Annotated in this window: 21 protein-coding genes and 1 pseudogene; 6 read left to right on the forward strand and 16 right to left on the reverse strand. The window is 73.1% G+C overall.

What is annotated here, in order from left to right; translation table 11 throughout:
• Positions 1–463: pseudogene (locus E1211_RS11900) on the forward strand (GNAT family N-acetyltransferase); the annotation flags it as partial.
• Between the two features lie 37 nt (positions 464–500).
• On the opposite strand, the gene E1211_RS11905 reads toward E1211_RS11900, so the two are convergent.
• The gene (locus tag E1211_RS11905; RefSeq protein ID WP_243709502.1) at positions 501–1535 is read right to left on the reverse strand and encodes a major royal jelly family protein; all 1035 of its coding nucleotides are present in this window, start codon (positions 1533–1535) and stop codon (positions 501–503) included.
• A gap of 173 nt (positions 1536–1708) precedes the next feature.
• On the opposite strand from E1211_RS11905, the gene E1211_RS11910 reads away from it, so the two are divergent.
• The gene (locus tag E1211_RS11910) at positions 1709–3853 is read left to right on the forward strand and encodes a M14 family zinc carboxypeptidase (RefSeq protein WP_132348414.1); all 2145 of its coding nucleotides are present in this window, start codon (positions 1709–1711) and stop codon (positions 3851–3853) included.
• A 111-nt stretch (positions 3854–3964) separates the two neighbouring features.
• Positions 3965–4228 (forward strand): hypothetical protein, encoded by a 264-nt coding sequence (locus tag E1211_RS11915; RefSeq protein WP_132348416.1) that lies wholly within the window; start codon positions 3965–3967, stop codon positions 4226–4228.
• Between the two features lie 151 nt (positions 4229–4379).
• Here E1211_RS11915 and E1211_RS11920 read toward each other — a convergent pair whose 3' ends face one another.
• Positions 4380–4919: a hypothetical protein gene (locus tag E1211_RS11920; protein ID WP_132348418.1), complete on the reverse strand. Its 540-nt coding sequence runs from the start codon at positions 4917–4919 to the stop codon at positions 4380–4382.
• Between the two features lie 193 nt (positions 4920–5112).
• On the opposite strand from E1211_RS11920, the gene E1211_RS11925 reads away from it, so the two are divergent.
• Positions 5113–5445, forward strand: coding sequence for a hypothetical protein (locus E1211_RS11925; protein ID WP_132348420.1), 333 nt, complete (start codon positions 5113–5115; stop codon positions 5443–5445).
• Positions 5446–5536: 91 nt separating this feature from the next.
• Here E1211_RS11925 and E1211_RS11930 read toward each other — a convergent pair whose 3' ends face one another.
• The 4 genes from E1211_RS11930 to E1211_RS11945 all read right to left on the reverse strand — a co-directional run bounded on the left by E1211_RS11930 (position 5537) and on the right by E1211_RS11945 (position 8565).
• Entirely contained in the window at positions 5537–6004 is a 468-nt protein-coding gene (locus tag E1211_RS11930) for a ribose-5-phosphate isomerase (protein WP_132348422.1), read from the reverse strand.
• A gap of 69 nt (positions 6005–6073) precedes the next feature.
• Positions 6074–7273 carry a DUF1015 family protein gene (locus tag E1211_RS11935; RefSeq protein WP_132348424.1) on the reverse strand — a complete coding sequence of 400 codons (1200 nt, stop codon included), beginning with the start codon at positions 7271–7273 and terminating at the stop codon, positions 6074–6076.
• 106 nt (positions 7274–7379) lie between these two features.
• The gene (locus E1211_RS11940) at positions 7380–7781 is read right to left on the reverse strand and encodes a hypothetical protein (RefSeq protein ID WP_132348426.1); all 402 of its coding nucleotides are present in this window, start codon (positions 7779–7781) and stop codon (positions 7380–7382) included.
• A 157-nt stretch (positions 7782–7938) separates the two neighbouring features.
• Entirely contained in the window at positions 7939–8565 is a 627-nt protein-coding gene (locus E1211_RS11945; protein WP_132348428.1) for a disulfide bond formation protein DsbA, read from the reverse strand.
• 217 nt (positions 8566–8782) lie between these two features.
• Here E1211_RS11945 and pepN point away from each other — a divergent pair, with 217 nt between their 5' ends.
• Positions 8783–11332, forward strand: a complete 2550-nt coding sequence (gene pepN / locus E1211_RS11950; protein ID WP_132348430.1) for an aminopeptidase N — start codon at positions 8783–8785, stop codon at positions 11330–11332.
• Positions 11333–11419: 87 nt separating this feature from the next.
• Positions 11420–11983 (forward strand): Uma2 family endonuclease, encoded by a 564-nt coding sequence (locus tag E1211_RS11955; protein WP_132348432.1) that lies wholly within the window; start codon positions 11420–11422, stop codon positions 11981–11983.
• A 56-nt stretch (positions 11984–12039) separates the two neighbouring features.
• Here the strand turns inward: E1211_RS11955 and E1211_RS11960 are convergent, their stop codons facing one another.
• The 10 genes from E1211_RS11960 to E1211_RS12005 all read right to left on the reverse strand — a co-directional run bounded on the left by E1211_RS11960 (position 12040) and on the right by E1211_RS12005 (position 19898).
• Positions 12040–12447, reverse strand: a complete 408-nt coding sequence (locus tag E1211_RS11960) for a DUF5130 family protein (protein WP_132348434.1) — start codon at positions 12445–12447, stop codon at positions 12040–12042.
• Positions 12434–12721, reverse strand: a complete 288-nt coding sequence (locus E1211_RS11965; RefSeq protein ID WP_132348473.1) for a hypothetical protein — start codon at positions 12719–12721, stop codon at positions 12434–12436. The genes E1211_RS11960 and E1211_RS11965 overlap by 14 nt, the downstream gene beginning before the upstream one ends.
• Before the next feature lie 75 nt (positions 12722–12796).
• The gene (locus E1211_RS11970; RefSeq protein WP_132348436.1) at positions 12797–14260 is read right to left on the reverse strand and encodes an amidase; all 1464 of its coding nucleotides are present in this window, start codon (positions 14258–14260) and stop codon (positions 12797–12799) included.
• Positions 14261–14322: 62 nt separating this feature from the next.
• Positions 14323–15324, reverse strand: coding sequence for an amidohydrolase family protein (locus E1211_RS11975; RefSeq protein WP_132348438.1), 1002 nt, complete (start codon positions 15322–15324; stop codon positions 14323–14325).
• Positions 15324–15848 carry a 3-hydroxyanthranilate 3,4-dioxygenase gene (locus E1211_RS11980; RefSeq protein ID WP_132348440.1) on the reverse strand — a complete coding sequence of 175 codons (525 nt, stop codon included), beginning with the start codon at positions 15846–15848 and terminating at the stop codon, positions 15324–15326. Before E1211_RS11980 ends, E1211_RS11975 begins: the two co-directional genes overlap by 1 nt.
• Positions 15845–16276, reverse strand: coding sequence for a RidA family protein (locus E1211_RS11985; protein WP_132348442.1), 432 nt, complete (start codon positions 16274–16276; stop codon positions 15845–15847). The genes E1211_RS11980 and E1211_RS11985 overlap by 4 nt, the downstream gene beginning before the upstream one ends.
• On the reverse strand, positions 16273–17046 hold the full coding sequence (locus E1211_RS11990) for a 2-keto-4-pentenoate hydratase (RefSeq protein WP_132348444.1): 774 nt from the start codon (positions 17044–17046) through the stop codon (positions 16273–16275). Before E1211_RS11990 ends, E1211_RS11985 begins: the two co-directional genes overlap by 4 nt.
• A 58-nt stretch (positions 17047–17104) precedes the next feature.
• Entirely contained in the window at positions 17105–18166 is a 1062-nt protein-coding gene (gene dmpG / locus E1211_RS11995; RefSeq protein WP_132348446.1) for a 4-hydroxy-2-oxovalerate aldolase, read from the reverse strand.
• Complete coding sequence (locus E1211_RS12000; RefSeq protein WP_132348448.1) at positions 18163–19104, reverse strand: acetaldehyde dehydrogenase (acetylating); 942 nt, start codon at positions 19102–19104, stop codon at positions 18163–18165. Before E1211_RS12000 ends, dmpG begins: the two co-directional genes overlap by 4 nt.
• Positions 19101–19898, reverse strand: a complete 798-nt coding sequence (locus E1211_RS12005; protein WP_132348450.1) for a 2-keto-4-pentenoate hydratase — start codon at positions 19896–19898, stop codon at positions 19101–19103. Before E1211_RS12005 ends, E1211_RS12000 begins: the two co-directional genes overlap by 4 nt.
• Positions 19899–19919 lie beyond the last annotated feature (21 nt).

Raw genomic sequence — 19919 nt, forward strand, 5'->3', positions numbered from 1 at the left:
CCCGTACCCGCCCGGAGGTGGAGGCGTTGCACCGGAAGCGGCTCGCGGTGGCGCGGCGGGTGCCGGGGCTCGGCTTCTGGGCGGGCCTCTCGACGGGGAGTTCGTCGGCTGGTGGATCCTCGAGCCGCCGGAGCGCGCCGACCAGGGCCCGGTGGCGGGTCAGGCCGAGCTGGGCTACCGGCTCCTGCGCCGGTACTGGCGCCGGGGGTTGGCCAGCGAGGGAGCCCGCGAACTGGTCCGGCACGGCTTCGCGGAGCTGGGCCTGAACCGGATCTTCGCCGAGACGATGACGGTGAACGAGGGCTCGCGCGCCACGATGGCCTCGGTCGGACTGCGCTACGTCCGGACCTTCCATCTGGACTTCGACGATCCGCTGCCCGGCACGGAGCTCGGTGAGGTCGAGTACGCGATCACCCGGGACGAGTGGCTCGCCGCCCGCTCGACCGAGGCCGCACGCAGCTGACCCGGGTCGCGTGGCGGAGGCCGGACCGCGTGCCGGATCAGGCGTGGTCGTTCGGCGCGGGGCCGACGCCGACGTGCAGCCGGTAGATCCAGACCGGGTAGTCCACCCGGTTCACGCCCCCGGAGAGGCCCGGCGTGCGGTGCAGCTGCGCTGCGGGCAGCCAGAGGTCGCCCCCGGAGTCGACCCACATGGCGTCCACCCAGGCCAGGCGGGGGTCCGCGACGAGCGTCGCCACCGCACGCTCCGGGGTGATGGTGAGCACCCGCCGCCGCTCGGCGTCGCTGAGGTAGATCGTGCCGGCCGCGTCGATGGCGGTGCCACCGGTGGTCGGGGTGTCGAGCCACGGCTCGACGTACCCGGACACGGTGGCGGGGTCGAGCGCCGGGTCGTCGAGCCAGCGGGTCTCGATGCGGGACAGGCCGCCTGAGGCGGGCTGGTAGTACAGGTGGCGTCCGTCAGGTGACACCTCCAGTTGGTCCGCGTGCAGGACGATCTCGTCGCCGGCGGCGTCGTGCAGCACCTCCCCGTCGGCGACCAGTCGCCGCCCGACCGTGCTGGGGTGCCCGTCCAGCACTCGACGGGCCCGCCCGGACGTGAGATCGAGCACGATCAGGCCGGGCGAGCCCGCGTCGGTGAGGTAGGCGGTCGAGCCGTTGAACCGCACGTCGTCGACGTAGCTCTCCTCCCGTACCGCGTCCGCGAGGTGGTAGATCCGGGTCACCGCGCGGGTGGCCGGGTCCGTCACGATCAGCCGGGCGGCGCCGGGCACCTGCGGTCGGCCCGGCCCCGGGGCGCCCGAGTCGATGATCCACAGTTGGCCGTCCGGCCCGGCCCGTACGCCGTTGACGTGCACGTACGCCCCGTCGGCGCGCGGCTCGTCCTGGACCGCGTTCCACGACTCGTCCGGCCACGGCACCCGCCGGCCGTCCGGCAGCACCTCGGCGACCTGCGCACCGGGTGAATCCGCGGCGGGGAAGCTCACGAAGACGTGCCCCTCGACGGTCGTCACGCCGGTGCAGACGCGGTCGTTCCGCACCGTCGGGATCAGGCGCGCGTCGGTCCGGGTCGGCATCGGCATGCGCTCCTCCAGCGTGGCGAGGCGTCGGACCCGGGGAGCGGGTGACCGGCGGCCCTTTCCCGGGGTCCGGCCGGCCAAACACCGCCCCGACGCCCGGCGCCTTGACAGATGTCGATCTATCGACTGGTGTGGGAGGTCAGCGACATCGATTTCCGTCAGGAGGGCACATGATCGTCCCACGACGGTGGGCGGCCGCGGCCACCGCAGCGATCCTGGTCAGCACGGTGCTGTCCCATCCCGGTTCCGGCGCCGCCGCGCCGAGCCCCGCCCCGCCACCCAGGGTGGCCCTGGCCGACGGCGAGACGGCACTGGTCCGGGTGCAGCTCCGCGACCAGGCACAGCTCGACCAATTGGTGGCCCGCGGCGCGGACCTCGCCAACCGGCCCCGGTCGGCGGACGGGCGGATCCTCGCCGACCTCGTGCTCACCGACATCCAGCTCGCCGAGCTGACCGCCCAGGGAGCCACAGCGCTCCAGGTGGTGCAGCGGCCGGGCGACGGCGAGCGGCACTTCGCGGAGAGCCTCCGCGCGGCCCAGGCGCGAACCGCCGCCGGGCTCCGCGCCCCGGCCGCCGGCCAGCGCACCGCGAACGCGGCGGCCGTGGACACGCTCCAGTTCCTCCAGGCGTACTGGTGGACCAGCGGTGGGCAGACGTTCGTGCAGACCCAGGTCGCCACGACCGCCACCGACGACCCGGACGTCGAGATCACCGTGAGCTGGCGGACCGCCGACGGCACGACGGGCTCGTTCCCGCTCTTCCGGTTCGAGGACTCGGGCGAGTACCAGTACCACTACGCGCAGCCCGTGCCGGTGCCGAGCCGGCCGGTCCAGGTGACGGCGACGTCCAGCCTGGGTGGGGTGAGTCGCCCCGTCACCCCGGCGCTCTGGCCCAACGCGGCCCCGCCGCCACTGCCCGAGGGCTACCAGAAGGACTTCATCGACGCGTACCTCACGCCGACTGACATCCAGGCGCGGATCAAGCGGCTGGCCCGCCAGTACCGCGACCTGGTGGACGTGATCGACCTGCCGAACAAGACCCAGGGATACCGGCGGACGGCCGCCGCGTACCTCGGTGACCCGGCGGCCGCCGCCGTCGTCGTGGAGTCGGTGCGCTTCGGTGACCAGGGCATGAACGGTGTCCAGGTCCGCACGGTCGACCCCGGCCGGGCGAACCGGCCGCTCACCGCGACCTACCGGGACCGGGTGCTGACCGTCTCCCTCGCCACCGACGGCGCCGGCAAGGTCACGAGCAGCACCGACCAGGTCGCCGCCGTGATCAACGCGCGGTTCGCCAACCGGTTCCAGGCCTTCGTGGAGCAGGGCTCGGCCGGCCTGCCCATGCCGGTGGTCCCGCCGGTACGCCTCGACGACGGGCTCCAGGGCACCGAGGTGCCGGCCAAGCCGTGGACGGTGCAGGCGTTGCGCATCGGCGTGCACCGCGACGGCTCCCGCATCGGCGTCCTGGCCTACTCCCAGGAGCACGCCCGGGAGTGGGCGACTCCGCTGGTCACGTTGGAGTTCGCGGAGCGGATGCTGGCCAACTCGCGTACCGACCCGGCCACCCGGGAGCTGCTGGAGCAGACGGAGATCTTCGTCATCCCGGTGGTCAACCCGGACGGCGCGAACTACTCCTTCCACGACTTCGACTTCCAGCGCAAGAACATGGTGAACCACTGCACCGGCACCAGCCGCGACCCGGCCAACCGCGACTCGTGGGGGGTGGACCTCAACCGCAACTACACGGTCGGCTCGCACTTCGACGGCTACGTCGGCGCCAGCGGCAACTGCCTCTCCGGCTCGTACGCCGGCACCGGGGAGCTCTCCGAGGCGGAGAGCCGCAACGTCGTCGCGCTGGCCCGCAAGCACAGCAACATCCGGTTCGCGATGAACGTGCACTCCTACGGCGGGTACTTCATGTGGCCGCCGGGGGCGTACAAGGCCGACGGGCGGGTCACCCTGCCCCGGCCCTCGATCGACGAGTCGAAGCTCTTCCTGGACAGCGCGCGACGCATCGTCGGCGCGATCGCCCAGGAGCGCGGCACGGTCACCTGGCCGTCACAGACCGGCCCGGTCGCGGACGTGCTCTACTCGGCCGCCGGGAACTCCGCCGACGAGCTCTACTACGAGCTCGGGATCTTCGCCTGGGACTTCGAGGTGGGCAACGACCGCTGGAACCCGGCCACCGGCCAGTGGGAGGGCGTCGGCTTCCAGCCGCCGTTCGACGAGGCGCACGGCGAGGCGCAGGAGTACGCCGGCGGGCTCGTGGAGATGGTCCGGGTCGCCCGCGACTACGCCGCCGCGCAGGAGGGTTGACGGGGATCGGGCCGGCCGGCGGCCGCGGCCGGCCCGTCACCCGCCCCGCCAGGAGCTGTCCCTACCGGGAGCTTCGTTTCGCCCCGGAACGGCCCGGGTAGGGGCACAGCCATGGATGAGAACACGGCACATCTGGTCGGCGGTCCCCGGGACGGCAGCAGCCACGACACCAGCGGGGACGCCCTCGTCGAACTCGAGATCGACGGAATGATCCACCGCTACATCAGAACCACGAAGCAGCACGACGGCGGCGGCGTGGTCTATGCGTACGACGGGATGGTGGCGCCGGGCGGCGGTGAGCCGGGCGTCGAGGACCCGGCCGCGCGCGTGGCCTCGCCCCGGGCCGACGCCGAGGAGCGGGGTGGCGCGCACTGAGGGTTCGCCGCCGCGCCCGCCGGCTGCGGATGAACCGCGGCTGGCCGGGTAAGCGGCACCATCCTGGCGGAGGAGGACCAGGGTCGCGGCGATACCGCGACCGGACGCGCGGGCGGGCGGCGAGGGCCGCCCGCCCGCGTGCCGCCGGAGGTCAGTTCCCGGTGATCCAGTTCCAGGCGGAGACGACCCACTCGGTCTGCTGGAGCCAGGCGACGCCCAGTCCGACGAGGAAGACCGCCGTGATCAGGTGAGCGCCCCGCGCGGTACGCCGGACCCGGCCGAGCTGCCGCTCGATCACCACCCGGCCGAGCAGCCGGGAGAGCGCGAAGAGGCCGACCGCTACCAACAGGCTCAGCACGAAGATCAGGAACGGTCCGGTCAGGTTGCCCTGACCGGAGATCGCCCAGATCCCCCAGCAGACGAAGGCGAAGAGCCCGGCCGCGGCGCTCCACTCACCGCCACGGCGCAGCTGCGCCAGATGCCAGCTGACCGGCCGCCGCGGCACGGGTTCGCCCGGCCAACCGGTGCCCGTCGGCTCATCCACGACCGGGAACGGTTCGGTACGCGACGTCTGCGGCTGGCCGACCGAGGCCACCCCGCGGCGGAAGCCGTCCCGCTGCTGCGGCACCACCCCGGGCTGCGGCGGCACCTCCACGGTCCGCTCCGCCCACGGCTGTGTCTGGTCCGCCATGCTCGTCCCCTCCCCCTGCCCGACGGCGTCGACGACGCCTGGGTCCGAGGGTAGCCACCCGGCAAATCGGTCGCCGAGCCCGGCGGTACCCGTCTGCGGACGGACCGGACCGGCACCGCCGATCCTCGGCCGCCTGCCCGGTCGCCGATGACGACGGGCGGCGGTACCCGGGCCGCGACGGTACGGTCGGGGGATGGGCGATGCGGAGCGACGGCGACGCCGGCTGCGGCACCAGGGCGGTGAGCAGACCCGGGACTCCGACGGACCGTCGGCGAGCACCGCACGGGTGCACGACGGCACCGAGCCGTCCCGCCGCCGCGGCCCGGCCGGCGACGACCGGGAGAGCGAGCGCGGGCTACGCGGCCTGGTCGGCTCCGGTTCGTCGCAGGTGCGGCCCAGCGCGGCCCTGCGGGCGCGGGACGCCGCCCGGCCGACCGATCAGGACCTGGCCGAGGCCGAGGAGCGGGTCGTGGTCGTCCGACGCAACTGGGTGCCCCGCGAGGAGCTGCCCCGCTCGCCGCGCTGAACCCGGTCGAGGGCGCGTCCTCGATCGTCCCCGACCCGTCGCCGGCGACCAATCGGTCGCGACCACCGGTCGTGGCCTCGACCCGGGCGGGTCAGGGCAGCGGAGGAAGCTCCCGGCTCGCCTCGTACGCGGCGACCTGCCTGATCCGGCGGGCGTGCCGCTCGTTGCCGGAGAACGGAGTGGTGAGGAACGCCTCGACGATGCCTGTCGCCTCGTCGAGGGTGTGCTGGCGGGCCCCGACCGCCACGATGTTCGCGTCGTTGTGCTCCCGGGACAACTGGGCGGTCTCGACGTTCCAGGCGAGCGCCGCCCGCACACCGGCGATCTTGTTGGCGGCGATCTGCTCGCCGTTGCCGGAACCGCCGATCACCACGCCGAGGCTCCCCTCGTCGGCCACCACCCGGTCGCCGGTGTGCAGGCAGAAGGCCGGGTAGTCGTCGTCGGGGTCGAAGACGCGCGGACCGACGTCCACCACCTCGTAGCCCTGGTTGGCCAGGTAGCTGGCGAGGTGCACCTTCAGCTCGTAGCCGGCGTGGTCGGATCCCAGGTAGACGCGCATACCGCGCAGTCTCTCAGGCCGCGCCCGGTGACGCTGCGGGGGCGGCGCCACCGGGCGGTTCGTCACAGCTCAGCGCGGCAGCTCGGCGACCACCAGGCCGCCGCGCGCCTTCGGCGTGAACCAGGTGCTCTTGCGCGGCATCTTCTCCCGGGCCAGGTTCACCGCGACGAAGTCGTCCACGGTCACCGGGGCGATCAGGACGGCGAGCTCGGCACGACCGGAGTCGACCTCCCCGGTCAGCCAGCTCGCCGGATAGTCACCGCCGACGTAGGTGATCCGCTTGTCGCCCGGGTCGAGGCCGAGCGCGTCACGCAGCAGCAGCCGCTCGACCAGCGCGTGGTCCAGGTTCTCCAGCCGGCCGCCCGCGACGTGCGGCAGCCGCACCGCGTACCCCCGGCCGGCGAGCCGGAGGTGGACGGTCCCGCCGGTGGCCGGGACCTCGACCGGCCCGGCGATCGGGCTGACCTCGGCGCCGGCGGCGCGCAGGCGCTCCACCAGCTCGTCGCCGCTGGTGGTCAGCTCGCTGACCAGCCGGTTGTACGGCTGGATGGCGACCGAACGCGGCGTGGTCACCACCGCCAGGAAACGCGACAGTCCGCCGGTCTGCGCGGCGAGGCTGCGATGGTTGCCGTCGGCCACCACCAGCTCGCCGCCGCCGGCGAGGCTGGTCAGCTCCTCCTGCTGCCGCCCCGGTCCGACCAGCCAGATCGCGTGGGTACGCCCCGCCTGGTCGGTGTCGGTGGCGGCCGGCGCGCCCGCCGCCTCGGTGGCCGCCGCGAGCGCCTCGTGCAGCTGCTCCCCGCGTCCGGTCTGCAGCAGCAGCACCGGCGAGAGAAGGTGACCGAGCGACTCGGCCAGGGCGACCCGCTCCCGGACCTTGGCGATGAAGACGTCCTCGTTCCGGATCACCAGACCGGGCTCGTCGGCCCGGGTGGAGATCTGGTCGGTGTCCACCATCGCGAAGAGCCCGTACGCCGACTCCTCACCCGGCGCGGTGATCCGGTAGAGCACGACCACCTGCTCGGCCGGGGTGTAGCTCCCGTCGGCCTTCGCCTCGGCCAGCCGGGCCACCGCGTCGGGCAGCGCCTCGAGGAAGGACCTGCCGAGACTCTCCGGGGCCCGGTGCGGCATCTCGATGCCGAGGGCACTGTGCGGGTTCGCCTCGATGATCGCGGTGATCTCCGCGTCGTCGGCGAACTCGTCGTAGTTCTGCGCGCCGGTGCCGCCAGTGGTGATCCAGGCCCGGGCGATCGGATGCACGACCGTCATGCGTGCTGACGCTACCGTCGCCGGGCCGGCCGGGGACGTGGACCCGGGCCGCCGTCCAACAGGTGAAAGCGGCGGCCCGGGCGGGTCGGTCAGCACGTGCCGGTGGTCAGAAGCGGCGGTCGCCGTTACGGCGGTGCCGGCCCGCGGCGGCGGGCGGGCCGCTCGGGTCGGACGCGCCCGCCGGGCGGTTGACCGACGCCGGCTTGATCCGGCCGACCGGTGTGGGGGCGGTGTTCGACGCGGCCAGCAGGGCCGGCGTGGGGACCGCTCCGGACGGGGTCCGCCGGTTGCGGGCCGGCGCCGCGCCGGGCGGCGTCAGCCGGGACGTCGCCGCCACCCGGGCGACACCCACCACGATCGGCGGGGCGAGCAGGTCCGCCACGTCCCTGGGCAGGTCGGGTCGGACCGCCGGCCAGCGGGAGTCGTCGACCGACCAGTACGCGGGGGTCTCGGCCGCCTCTTCCGGGTTCAGCGGATCGTCGCCGGGGACATGGCGGTGCTTGGCCATCGGGATGCCTCCACGAGCTGCGAAATTACCGATTGCGAACGGCTGCGGCGGACATCCGGCCAAACGAGGTCGACGGCGGGGCGGTGACGGGCGGGGTAACGGTGTTAACAGGGGCGCCGCACCGCCGGCCGCGGCCACCCGGGGCCCCGCCCCGATCTCAGTCGAAGATCGGGGACGCCTCGCGGGTCCGCTTCAGCTCGTAGAAGCCGGGGGTGCCGGCCACCAGCAGGACACCGTCCCACAGCCGTCCGGCGGCCTCCCCCTTCGGTGCCGGCGTGATCACCGGGCCGAAGAACGCGACGGTGTTGCCGTCCGGGCCGGGGGCGTGGATGACCGGGGTGCCCACGTCCTCCCCGACCGGGCGCATACCGGCCTCGTGGCTGGCGCGCAGCGCCTCGTCGTACTCGGTGCCGTCCGCGGCCGCCGCCAGGGCCGGATCCAGGCCGGCGTCAGCGAGCGCGGCGGCGTAGAGCTCCGGGCCCCGTTCCTGCTTCCCCGGGTGGATCCGGGTGCCGAGCGCGGTGTAGAGCGGGCGCAGCACCTCGGCGCCGTACCGCTGCTCCGCGGCGATGCAGACCCGCACCGGGCCCCACGCGGTGCTCAGGAAGGCCTTGTAGTCCTCCGGCAGGTAGTCCCGCCCCTCGTTGAGCACCGAGAGGCTCATCACGTGGAAGCGTACGTCCACGTCCCGGACCCGCTCGACTTCGAGCAGCCAACGGGACGTGAGCCAGGCCCACGGGCAGGCCGGGTCGAACCACATGTCAACGGCGACACGTTCGGTCACGGTGAGGTCCCTTCGCGACGAGGACGCCGATCGTCCGGCGTCTCTGCCGATCCTCACCCCGAGAGGCATCGACCGGCACCGGGATGAGAGCGTGACCTCGGCCACCGCGGGACGCCGCTGCATGGAAGACTCGTTTGCGGGCCGACCGCCACGAGCCGGTCGGTGGACGGCGCCGCGCGGCGTACAGCGAGTGGGATGGAGACGAACAGTGCCGGGAGTGCGCAACCTGACGCAGGTCGAGGCCACCGAGCGGGCCCGCCTGCTCGAGGTGACCGGGTACGACATCACGCTGGACCTGTCGACCGCCGTGCAGGCGGCCGAGGGTCGCACCTTCCGGTCCACCACGGAGGTCCGGTTCCGCTGCGCCGAGCCGGGCGCGAGCACCTTCATCGAGCTGGCCGCCGACTCGGTACGGTCGGCCACGCTGAACGGCGCCCCGGTGGAGCTCTCCGACTGGTCCGCCGAGAAGGGGCTCACCCTCGCCGGCCTGGCGGCGGAGAACACGCTTGTCGTCGACGCCGACTTCGCGTACTCCCGCAGCGGGCAGGGCCTGCACCGCACCGTCGACCCGGTCGACGGCGAGACCTACCTCTACAGCCAGTTCGAGACGGCCGACGCGCAGCGGGTCTTCGCCTGCTTCGACCAGCCCGACCTGAAGAGCGTCTACACCTGGCGGGCCACCGTCCCGGAGCACTGGCGGGTCGTGTCGAACATGCCCGTCGACCGGGAGGAACCGGCGGACGAGGGCCTGAAGACGGTCCACTTCACGCAGTCGGCCCGGATGAGCACCTACATCACCGCGCTCTGCGCCGGGCCGTACCACGAGGTGCGGGAGAGCCACGACGGCATCGACCTCGGCGTCTTCTGCCGGGCCTCGATGGCGCAGTACCTGGACGCGGACGACCTCTTCCTCATCACCAAGCAGGGCTTCGACTTCTTCCACGAGCAGTTCGGCGTCCGCTACCCGCTGCCGAAGTACGACCAGCTCTGGGTGCCCGACTTCAACGCCGGGGCGATGGAGAACTTCGGCTGCGTCACGCACGCCGAGTCGCACTACATCTTCCGCTCGCAGGTCACCGACTTCGAGTACGAGCAGCGGGCCAACACGATCCTGCACGAGTTGGCCCACATGTGGTTCGGTGACCTGGTCACCATGCGGTGGTGGAACGACCTGTGGCTCAACGAGTCGTTCGCCGAGTGGGCGAGCCACTGGTGCAACACCCACGCGACCCGCTTCAACGAGGCGTGGACGACGTTCCTCTCCATCCGGAAGAACTGGGGCTACCGGCAGGATCAGCTCTCCTCCACCCACCCGGTCTACACGGAGATGCCGGACATGGAGGCCGTCGAGGTCAACTTCGACGGCATCACGTACGCCAAGGGCGCGAGCGTGCTCAAGCAGCTGGTGGCGTACGTCGGTGAGGAGCCGTTCCTGGCCGGGCTGCGCGCGTACTTCGGCAAGCACGCCTGGGGCAACGCCACCTTCGACGACCTGCTCTCCGAGCTGGAGGCGGCCTCCGGCCGGGAACTGCGCAAGTTCGCCGCGCAGTGGCTGGAGACCGCGCAGGTCAACACGCTGCGCCCGGAGGTGACCATCGGCCCGGACGGCACCTACCAGCAGGTGGTGGTACGGCAGGAGGCGCCGGCCGACTACCCGACGCTGCGCACCCACCGGATCGGGGTGGGCCTCTACGACCTGGCCGGCGGACGCCTCGTCCGCCGGGAGCGGCTGGAGGTGGACGTGGCCGGCGAGCGGACCGAGCTCGGCGCCCTGGCCGGCGTCCGGGCGGCCGACGTGCTGCTGCTGAACGACGACGACCTCACCTACGCGAAGCTCCGGCTGGACGAGAGTTCGATGTCCACAGTCGTGCAGCACATCGCCGGCTTCGAGTCGTCGCTGGCCCGCGCGCTCTGCTGGACGGCCGCGTGGGACATGGTCCGCGACGCCGAGCTGGCGGCCCGGGACTACGTCGCGCTGGTGCTGGCCGGACTGCCCGCCGAGACCGACATCAACCTGGTCACCGCCACCCTGCGGCAGGCCACCACGACGCTCACCCTCTACGCCGACCCGGCCTGGGCGCCGACCGGTTGGACGGAGCTGGCCCGTACCGCCAAGGCCGCGCTCGCCGCCGCCGAGTCGGGCAGCGGCTTCCAGCTCGCCTGGGCCCGGGCGTACGTCTCGGCGGCCCGCTCCAGCGAGGACCTGGCGACGCTGCGGGGCTGGCTGGACGGCACCGACGTGCCGGCGGGGTTGAACATCGACACCGAGCTGCGCTGGAGCGTGCTCGCGTCGCTGGTGGCCAACGGCGCGGCCGGCGCCGCCGAGGTGGACGCCGAGCTGGCGAGCGACCGGACGGCGAGCGGCGAGCGGGAGGCCGCGTACGTGCACGCGCTGGTGCCGACCGCCGAGAACAAGGCCGCCGTGTGGGCGCAGCTCACCGGCGCGGAGGCGCTGCCGAACTGGCGCAACCGGGCCCTGCTGCAGGGCTTCACCCACCCGACGCAGGTCGAGCTGGTCACGCCCTACCGGGAGCGGTACTTCGCGACGGTCGGCCAGGTCTGGGCCAGCCGGGACAGCGAGCCGGCGCAGGAGTTCGCCCAGCTCGCCTACCCGACGTACCTGGTGGAGGAGGACACGGTGGCGGCCACCGACGCCTGGCTGGCCGGCGACGGGCACCCGGCGCCGCTGCGCCGGCTGGTCGCCGAGGGACGCGACGGCGTGGTCCGCGCGCTCAAGGCCCGCGCCCGGGACACCCGCAGCGCCTGACGCAGGACGCACACCGGCCCGGGGCCGGCGTGGGTGGGAGCCCACGCCGGCCCCGGGCCGTTATGGTGGCGAACAGGAGGTGACGTGATGGCCCAGCCGGGATACGAGTGGCGCCCACCCGAGCGTGGCTGGCGCGAGCAGGGTCTCTTCGATCTGCCGGCAGACGGGAACCGCTACGAGATCATCGACGGGAGCCTGCACGTGACCCCACCGGCCGGCCCTGATCACCACGAGCTCGCCGACGACCTCCGGATGGCCCTGCGACTGACCGCCCCGGAAGGCTGGCGGATCACCCGGGAGATCGGCGTCCGGGTGCCGGGAGGCAATCTGATCCCGGACGTCACGGTGCTCGAACCGGGCGCCGCACGAGGTCGGATGTGGGCCGAGGCTGCCGACATCGCACTGGTCGTGGAGGTCGAGTCACCCGGCAGCCGCCGCCACGACCGGTTCACCAAGCCGGCGCTCTACGTCGAGGCCGGCATCCCCGCGTACTGGCGGGTCGAGCACGGTGAATTCGGCCCGGTGATCCACCGCTACGGGCTGGTCAAGGGCCCCCACTACGACCTGCTCGGGACCGTCGGTCCCGACGATCCGGTCGAGGTCGGCGAGCCGTGGCCGATGAGGCTCGACCCGTCCGCCTGGCCTCGCTGAGACGCGACGAAGCCCGGTCCGCGCGAACGCGGACCGGGCTTCGTGTCGTACGGGCGTCAGCCCCGGCCGGCGTGGCTGGCGAGCTGGTCGAGACCGTTGATGATGCCGCCGGCCAGGTCGCCGCCGCCGAAGGCCGCCACCATGGAGAGCGCGGCGAGCTTGGCGTACGTGTCCGGGATGCGCTTGCGCGCGTGCCGGCCGGTGACGACCTCCAGCCGCCGCTGGTTGGGCGACACCGCGATCAGCACCGATCGGTCCGGGTCGGCGAGCTGGCGGTGCAGCCGCTCGGCGTGCTCCCGGGTCGGCTCGTCGAGGCCACCGACGAAGACCGAGAAGACGAGGCCGGTGCCGTGGTCGGCCAGACGGAGCGCCTCGTCGATGCGCAGCAGCTGTCGGGTCGAGAACGGCCCGTCCAGCACCTCCGGCGGGTTGCCCGTGCCGACCTGCGTCTCACCAACGGTCACTTGCGCCTCCGGTTCCACCGGCCGGCGCCTCGCGGCCGGCCTGCTCCTGCTTTCGGCTGGTCAGCGCCGGCGCCTGCGACCCGGCGGCCAGGGCGGTGCCGGCCGAGTCGGCCAGCTGCTCCGGACGGCCCAGGAACCAGACCGGAGTGAAGTCGAAGGGCCGGCCCGGCCGGTAGCGCTTGGCGCCGCCACCGCCATGGCCGCGGCTGCCGGCGTACGCCAGACCGCCGATCACCAGTATCGCTGCCGCCGGGATGCCGACGAAAACCAGCAACGTGTCGGTAACAGACAATCCCAACGCCCCCAGGCGGAAGAAGAGACCTCAGGCATCAAGGTCGGGTGGACAGGTTCAAGGCGTCAACCGCCCGACTCCGCTGCCATTCACGTTAGCGGAGTCGACGGCCCGCCAGATCGCGGGGTGCCGATCCCAACCGCCACTGGAGTTCTCCAATTCCGCAGCGGTCGCGATCAGCCGCGCGTCGTCACCGTACCGACCGGTCAGGAGGATCCCCACAGGCAGTCCCGCCTCGGTCGCCCCTACGGGCAACGAGACGGACGGTTCCCCCGTGACGTTGAAAATCGCGCAGTACGGCGAGAACCGGCGTTGACGGTCGAAATCCGCCGCCGGGTCGCCACCGGCGGTGAACCAGCCGACCGGCGCCTGCGGGGCGGCGAGGGTGGGGCAGAGCAGCAGGTCGCAGCCGCTCGTACGGTCGGCGCCGAGGCGTACCTGCGCCTGGAGCTCGCCGAGCGTGGCGGAGAGCGTGGCGGCCGAGACCCCGGCGCCCCTGGCGCGCAGGAACCGGGTCAGCGGCAGCAGTTCGCTCTCCCGCTCGGGCGGCACCGGCGCGAGCGCCAGCACGTACCAGACGATCTCGAAGAGCGGCCACGCCGCGGGCCCGAGCGGCGGCGGCACCTCGACCACCTCGTGCCCCGCCGCGGCGAGCAGGGCGGCGGCCCGGTCCACGGCGGCGAGGCAGTCCGGGTGGACCGGCTCCTCGGCGAGCATCGGAGCGGTGAACCGCCCGATCCGCAGCCGGCCGGGCGCCGCCGCGCGTGCCGCGGCGAGGTAACCGCCGGGCGGCGCGCCGGGCGACAGGTAGGGCTCGCCCGGCACCGGCTGGGCCATCACGTCGAGCAGGGCGGCGACGTCGGCGACCGTACGTCCCAGCGGCCCGTGGGTGGGCAGGCCGAACGCGCCGAAGCCGAGCGGGCCGCCGGAGACCAGTCCGCGGCTGGGCTTGTAGCCGATCTGGCCGCAGAGCCCGGCGGGAATGCGCAGCGAGCCACCACCGTCGGAGCCCTGGGCGACCGGGACCAGTCCCGCCGCCACCGCCGAGGCCGCGCCGCCGCTGGATCCGCCGGCGGTGTACGCCATGTCCCACGGGTTGCGCGCCGGTGGCGCCACCCGGCCCTCGGAGTAGAGCGAGCAGCCCAGCTCGGAGGTGGTGGTCTTGCCGAGGCTGATCAGGCCGGCAGCCCGGATGAAGCGGACCACGTCCGCGTCGACCGGGGGTACGAAGTCGGCGAAGGCGGCCGAGCCGAAGGTCGTCCGGACCCCGGCGGTCAACGTCAGGTCCTTGATGGCGGTGGGTACGCCGTGCAGCGGGCCACGCTCGTCGGCCGGCACCGCGTCGGCGGCACGGGCCGCCTCCCGAGCCGGTTCGGCCGTGACGGTGACGAACGCGCCGACGGCGTCGCCGAGCGCCGCCACCCGCCGGAGATGGTGCTCCACCAGCTCCACGCTGGACAGCTCGCCGCGGGAGATCGCGGCGGCCTGCTCCAGCGCGGTCAGGTCGTGCGGCTCGGCCATGCCCTCATCCTGCCCGCCGCCGTGGCGTGCGGCGTGAAAGACACGGCAGCCGGCGTCGCCGGTTATCGGCCGAGGAACCGCAGCGCGTTGCGGGAGAGCAGTTTCTCCCGCTGGTCGGCGGTGAGGAAGTCCGCCCGGTGCACCACCTGCCCGACCGGCCGCTCCCCCAGCGGATACGGGTAGTCGCTGCCCACCAGCACCCGGTCCTCCCCCACCGTGTCGACCAGCAGCCGCAGCGCCGCCGGGTCGAAGACCACCGAATCGACGCAGAACCGGTCGACGTAGGTGCTGGGCGGCGCGGCGGAGGATCCGCGTACCAGGTCGCCGCGACGGTGCCAGGCATTGTCCGCCCGGCCGAGCCAGAACGGGAAGCTCCCGCCGCCGTGCGCGAAGCAGATCCGCAGCGTGTCGGGGACCCGGTCGAAGACCCCGCCGAGGATCAGCGCCAGCACCGACAGGTGCGTCTCGGCCGGCATGCCGGCCAGCCAGCGGGCCATCCAGCGGTCCAGTCGAGGCCCGCCCGGCATGTCCCACGGGTGGACGAAGACGGGGGCGCCCACCTGGGCGCAGTGGGTGAGGAACTGCACGATCCCGGGGTCGTCGAGGTCGCGGTCGCCGACGTGGTTGCCGATCTCCACCCCGACGTGCCCGGCGGCGAGGCAGCGGTCCAGCTCGGCGCAGGCGAGGTCCGGGTCCTGCAACGGCACCTGGCAGAACGGCACCAGCCGCGACCCGCCGGCGGCGGTGACCTCCAACGTCAGGTCGTTGAAGATCCGGGCCACCTTCGCGGCCTGGCCGGCCGGCCGGTCGTAGCTGAAGAAGACGGGCGTCGGCGAGACGACCTGGACGTCGACCCCGTCCGCGTCCATGTCGGCCAGCCGGGTCGGCGCGTCCCAGCACTCCGCGCCGACCGGCCGGAACTCCGTCTCCCCCACCATGATCATGGCGGCACGCTCGGAGTCGACGCGGAGCCAGGGCCAGCCGGCCCCGCCGCACGCGGCGGCGAGGTCCGGCCACCCCTTCGGTACGACGTGCGTGTGCACGTCGACCACCGGTGCGCGCATCAGCCCTTGCCCGGGTGCAGCGCGCCGCAGTCGGCGCAGGTACGCGCCTTCTCGTCGGCGTAGAACGCCTGGAACACCGGGGGCAGGTCGGCGGCGATGTCACGCACCTGCAACTCGACCTCGTGCACCTTGTGCCCGCACTCGGGGCAGTACCACTGGAACTTCTCCAATGTGCCCTCCGCACGGACCCGCTCCACGACCACGCCGATCGAGCCGGCCTCGGGGCGCTGCGGGGAGTGCGGCGTGTTCCGCGGCAGCATCCACATCTGCCCCTCGCGCACGTGCACCGTACGCGGCCCCTCCGGGAGCATCAGGTTGATGTGCATGTTGCCCTTGACCTGGTAGAAGAACTCCTCGTACGGGTCCACGTGGAAGTCGGTGCGCTGGTTCGGGCCACCCACGACCATCACGATGAAGTCGTCCCCGCCGGGGAACATCTCCTTGTTCCCCACCGGGGGCTTGAGCAGGTGCTGGTTCTCCGCGATCCAGCCCGGAAAGCTGAACGGCTCGGCGATCTCGCTCACGACTGACCTCCTGAGGGGAGAAGGGCCACGGCCTGAATCTCGATGAGCAGGTGCGGGTGGGGCAGTTGGTGCACGGCGACGGTGGTCCGGGTGGGGCCGGTGGCGTCGAAGAACTCCGCCCACACCTCGTTGTAGCCGCCGAAGTCGTTCATGTTCACCAGGTACGAGGTCACCTGCACCAGATCGGAGAGGTCGGCGCCGACCGGGCGGAGCAGGTCGGCGATGTTCTCGACGACGGCGCGGGTCTGCGCGCGGATGTCCAGGTTGGTGGTGCCGAACTCGTCCACCTCGACGCCGGCGAAAGTGTTGTCCGGTCGGCGGGACGACGTCCCGGAGACGAAGACGAACCCACCCGCGACCTTGACGTGCGGGAACGCCCCCCGCGGCACCGCCTTGCCGGCCACCACGCGCGCCTCGCCGCCGGTCACGACGCGGCCCGCAGCGACGCGGTGCCGAGCTTCTCGACGACGGCCCGGACATGCGCACCCGGACGCAACGGCACCGCGGCGGTCGCGGCGCCGGCGAGGAAGAGCCAGCCCTCGCGCAGCCGTACCCCGTGCCGCCCGGCCAGCCGGATCCCCTCGTCGAGGGCGCGACGCGGGTCGCCGAGGATCGCCGCGGTCGAGCCGACCTGGGCGACGCGGCCGTCGACCTCCAGCAGCACACCCAGGTTCTCCAGCCCGTCCGGCACCGGCGACCAGGGTCCGATCACGAAAGCGGCGGCCGACGTGTTGTCGGCGATCACGTCCGGCAGCGAGAAGACGAAGTCGGCATAGCGGGAGTCGATCAGCTCGATCGCCGGCGCGACCGCGCGGACTGCATCGGTGAAGTCGCCGATCGGCTCGCCCGGCTCGGGGAGGCGGTCCAGCAGGAACGCCACCTCCGGCTCCACCCGGGGGTGGATGTACGCGCCGACGTCGACAGCGCCGCCGTCGGGCACCCGCATCACGTCGGTGAGCCGTCCCCAGATCACCTCGTCGACGCCGACCTGGGCCATCTTCGCCCGGCTGGTGAGCCCCATCTTGAGCCCCACCAGCCGCTCGCCCCGGTCCAGCCGGCGCTGCAGCAACGCCGTCTGCACCGCGTACGCGGCGTCCACGTCGAGACCGGTCTCGGCGGCCAGCTGACCGGTGGCGGTGGCGGTGTCGGCGGCGAGGCCGAGCCGCTCGGCGATTCCGGCGACGTCCGGCCCGATCATGCTCCCGCACCCTTCGCTCGCGACCGCGCCGTCCCCCGGCGCGGCTCGTTCCTCGCGTTCACTCGCCCTCCCGGCCGGCCAGGTCCAGCGCCACGTCGACGATCATGTCCTCCTGGCCGCCGACCATCCGGCGCCGCCCCAGCTCGACGAGGATCGAGCGGACGTCCACCCCGTACTTCGCCGAGGCGCGCTCGGCGTGCCGCAGGAAGCTGGAGTAGACGCCCGCGTACCCCAGGGAGAGCGTCTCCCGGTCCACCTGGACCGGCCGGTCCTGTAGGGGGCGGACCAGGTCGTCGGCGGCGTCCATCAGCGCGAACACGTCACAGCCGTGCTTCCAGCCGTGCAGCTCGGCGACGGCGACGAAGACCTCCAACGGCGCGTTGCCGGCGCCCGCACCCATGCCGGCCAGCGAGGCGTCCACCCGCACGGTCCGGCCGTGCGCCGCGTCCGGGCCGACCGGGGCGGAGCCGGTGACCCGGCCGTGCTCCACGGCGAGCACGCTGTTGGCGACCCCGAGCGACAGGTTGTGGTGGGCGTGGATGCCGATCTGCGTCTCGGCGTCGAGCACCTGCCGGTAGGCGTCGACCCGTTGTGCCACGTCGGACATCAGCAGCCGGCCACCGGAGTCGGTGACGTAGACGCAGTGCGCCCCGTACGACTCCATGAGCTTCGCCTGGGCGGCCAGCCCGGCCGGGTCGTTCATGTGCGACATCATCAGGAACCCGGCCACGTCCATGCCGTTCTCCCGGGCCCACGAGATGTGCTGGGCGGAGATGTCCGCCTCGGTGCAGTGGGTGGCGATCCGGACGCTGGTCACCCCGAGCGCCTTCGCCGCCTTCAGGTCGGCGATGGTGCCGATGCCGGGCAGCAGCAGGGTGGTCAGCTTCGCGTTCGTCAACACCTCGGCCGCCGCGGAGATCCACTCGGAGTCGCTCGCCGCGCCGTGGCCGTAGTTGACGCTGGAACCGGCGAGACCGTCGCCGTGCGCCACCTCGATGGCGGCCACCCCGGCCGCGTCGAGCGCCGAGGCGATCGCGCGGACCTGGTCGACCGTGTACCGGTGGGCGATGGCGTGCATGCCGTCGCGCAGCGTCACATCCTGGATGTAGAGGTCGGTCACGCGGTCACCTCCGAGGCCACGGCGGCACGCCGCGCCGCCAGCCGCTCGGCGGTACGCAGGGCCGCCGAGGTCATGATGTCCAGGTTCCCGGCGTACGCGGGCAGGTAGTGCCCGGCGCCGGAGACCTCCAGGAAGACGGAGACCTGCAGGCCGGACAGGTGGCGGCCCAACGACGGCACGTAGGTGTCCACCCGGTCGAACTGCACGTCCTGCTTGAGCCGGTAGCCGGGCACGTACTCCTGCACGGTCGCCACCATCCGCGCCAGCGAGGCCGCGATCGCCGCGGTGTCGGCATCGGCGTCAGGGCAGAGGCAGTAGACGGTGTCGCGCATCAGCAGCGGCGGGTCGGCCGGGTTGAGCACGATGATCGCTTTGCCCCGCTCGGCGCCGCCGACCACCTCGATGGCCCGGGCGGTCGTCTCGGTGAACTCGTCGATGTTGGCCCGGGTGCCCGGGCCGGCCGACTTCGAGGCGATCGAGGCGACGATCTCGCCGTACGCCACAGGGGTCACCCGGCGGACGGCCGCGACGATCGGCACGGTGGCCTGGCCGCCGCAGGTGACCATGTTCAGGTTGCGCTCGTGCAGGTGCTCGTCGAGGTTCACCGGCGGCACCACGTACGGGCCGACCGCGGCCGGGGTCAGGTCGACGACGGTACGCCCGTGCGCGGCCAACACGGCGTCGTTGTGCCGGTGCGCCCCGGCCGAGGTGGCGTCGAAGACGATCTCCACATCGGCGAACTCCGGCATCGCCACGAGCCCGTCCACCCCGTCGGCGGTGGTGGCCACACCGAGCCTGCGGGCCCGGGCCAGACCGTCGGACTCCGGGTCGATGCCGGCCATCGCCACCATGCGCAGGCGGTCACTCAACCGGAGCACCTTGATCATCAGATCGGTACCGATGTTGCCGGAACCGATCACCGCCACCCCGACGCTCACCGGTCGGCCTCCTTCGAGAAGCAGGTACGTACCGAGCCGAGGCCGGAGATCCGTGCCTCGTACGCGGCGCCGGGCGTGACCGGCACCATCGGCCCGAGCGCCCCGGAGAGCACCACGTCCCCGGCGCGCAGCGGGTCACCCGAGCGGGCCAGGGTGCGTGAAAGCCACTCCAGCGCGTGCAGCGGATTGCCGAGGCAGGCCGCCCCGGCCCCGACCGAGACCGGCTCCCCGGCCGACTCCAGCACCATGCCGCAGAGCCGCAGGTCGACGTCGGAGAGGCGGCGCGGCGAGGTGCCGAGCACGAAGAGCCCGCTGGAGGCGTTGTCGGCCACGGTGTCCACGATGGAGATGTCCCAGCCGGCGATCCGGGAGTCGACGATCTCGATGGCGGGCAGCAGGTGGTCGACCGCCCCGATCAGGTCGGCGGTGGTGACCCGCTCGTCAGGCAGGTCGGCGCCGAGGACGAACGCGACCTCCGCCTCCACCCGGGGCTGGAGCAGCCGGCCGATCGGCACCTCGACGCCGTCGGGGACCGCCATGTCGTCGAAGAGCACACCGAAGTCCGGCTGGAAGACCCCGAAGCCCTCCTGCACGGCACGGGAGGTGAGGCCGATCTTCGCTCCCACCCGCCGGCGCCCCGCGCCGAGCCGCTGCCGAGTGTGAACCTGCTGCACCTGGTAGGCCGACTCGATGTCGCCCTCGGGCAGCAGCCGGCCGCGCAGCGGCAGGCACGGTTTCGCCGCCTCGCGCGCCAGCTCCAGCTCCCGGCCCGCCCCTTCGATGTCGACGGTCATGCCCGCTCCTCGGCGTGTACG

Origin of the sequence: Micromonospora sp. 15K316, assembly GCF_004348525.1 — a bacterium.
Classification (GTDB): domain Bacteria; phylum Actinomycetota; class Actinomycetes; order Mycobacteriales; family Micromonosporaceae; genus Micromonospora.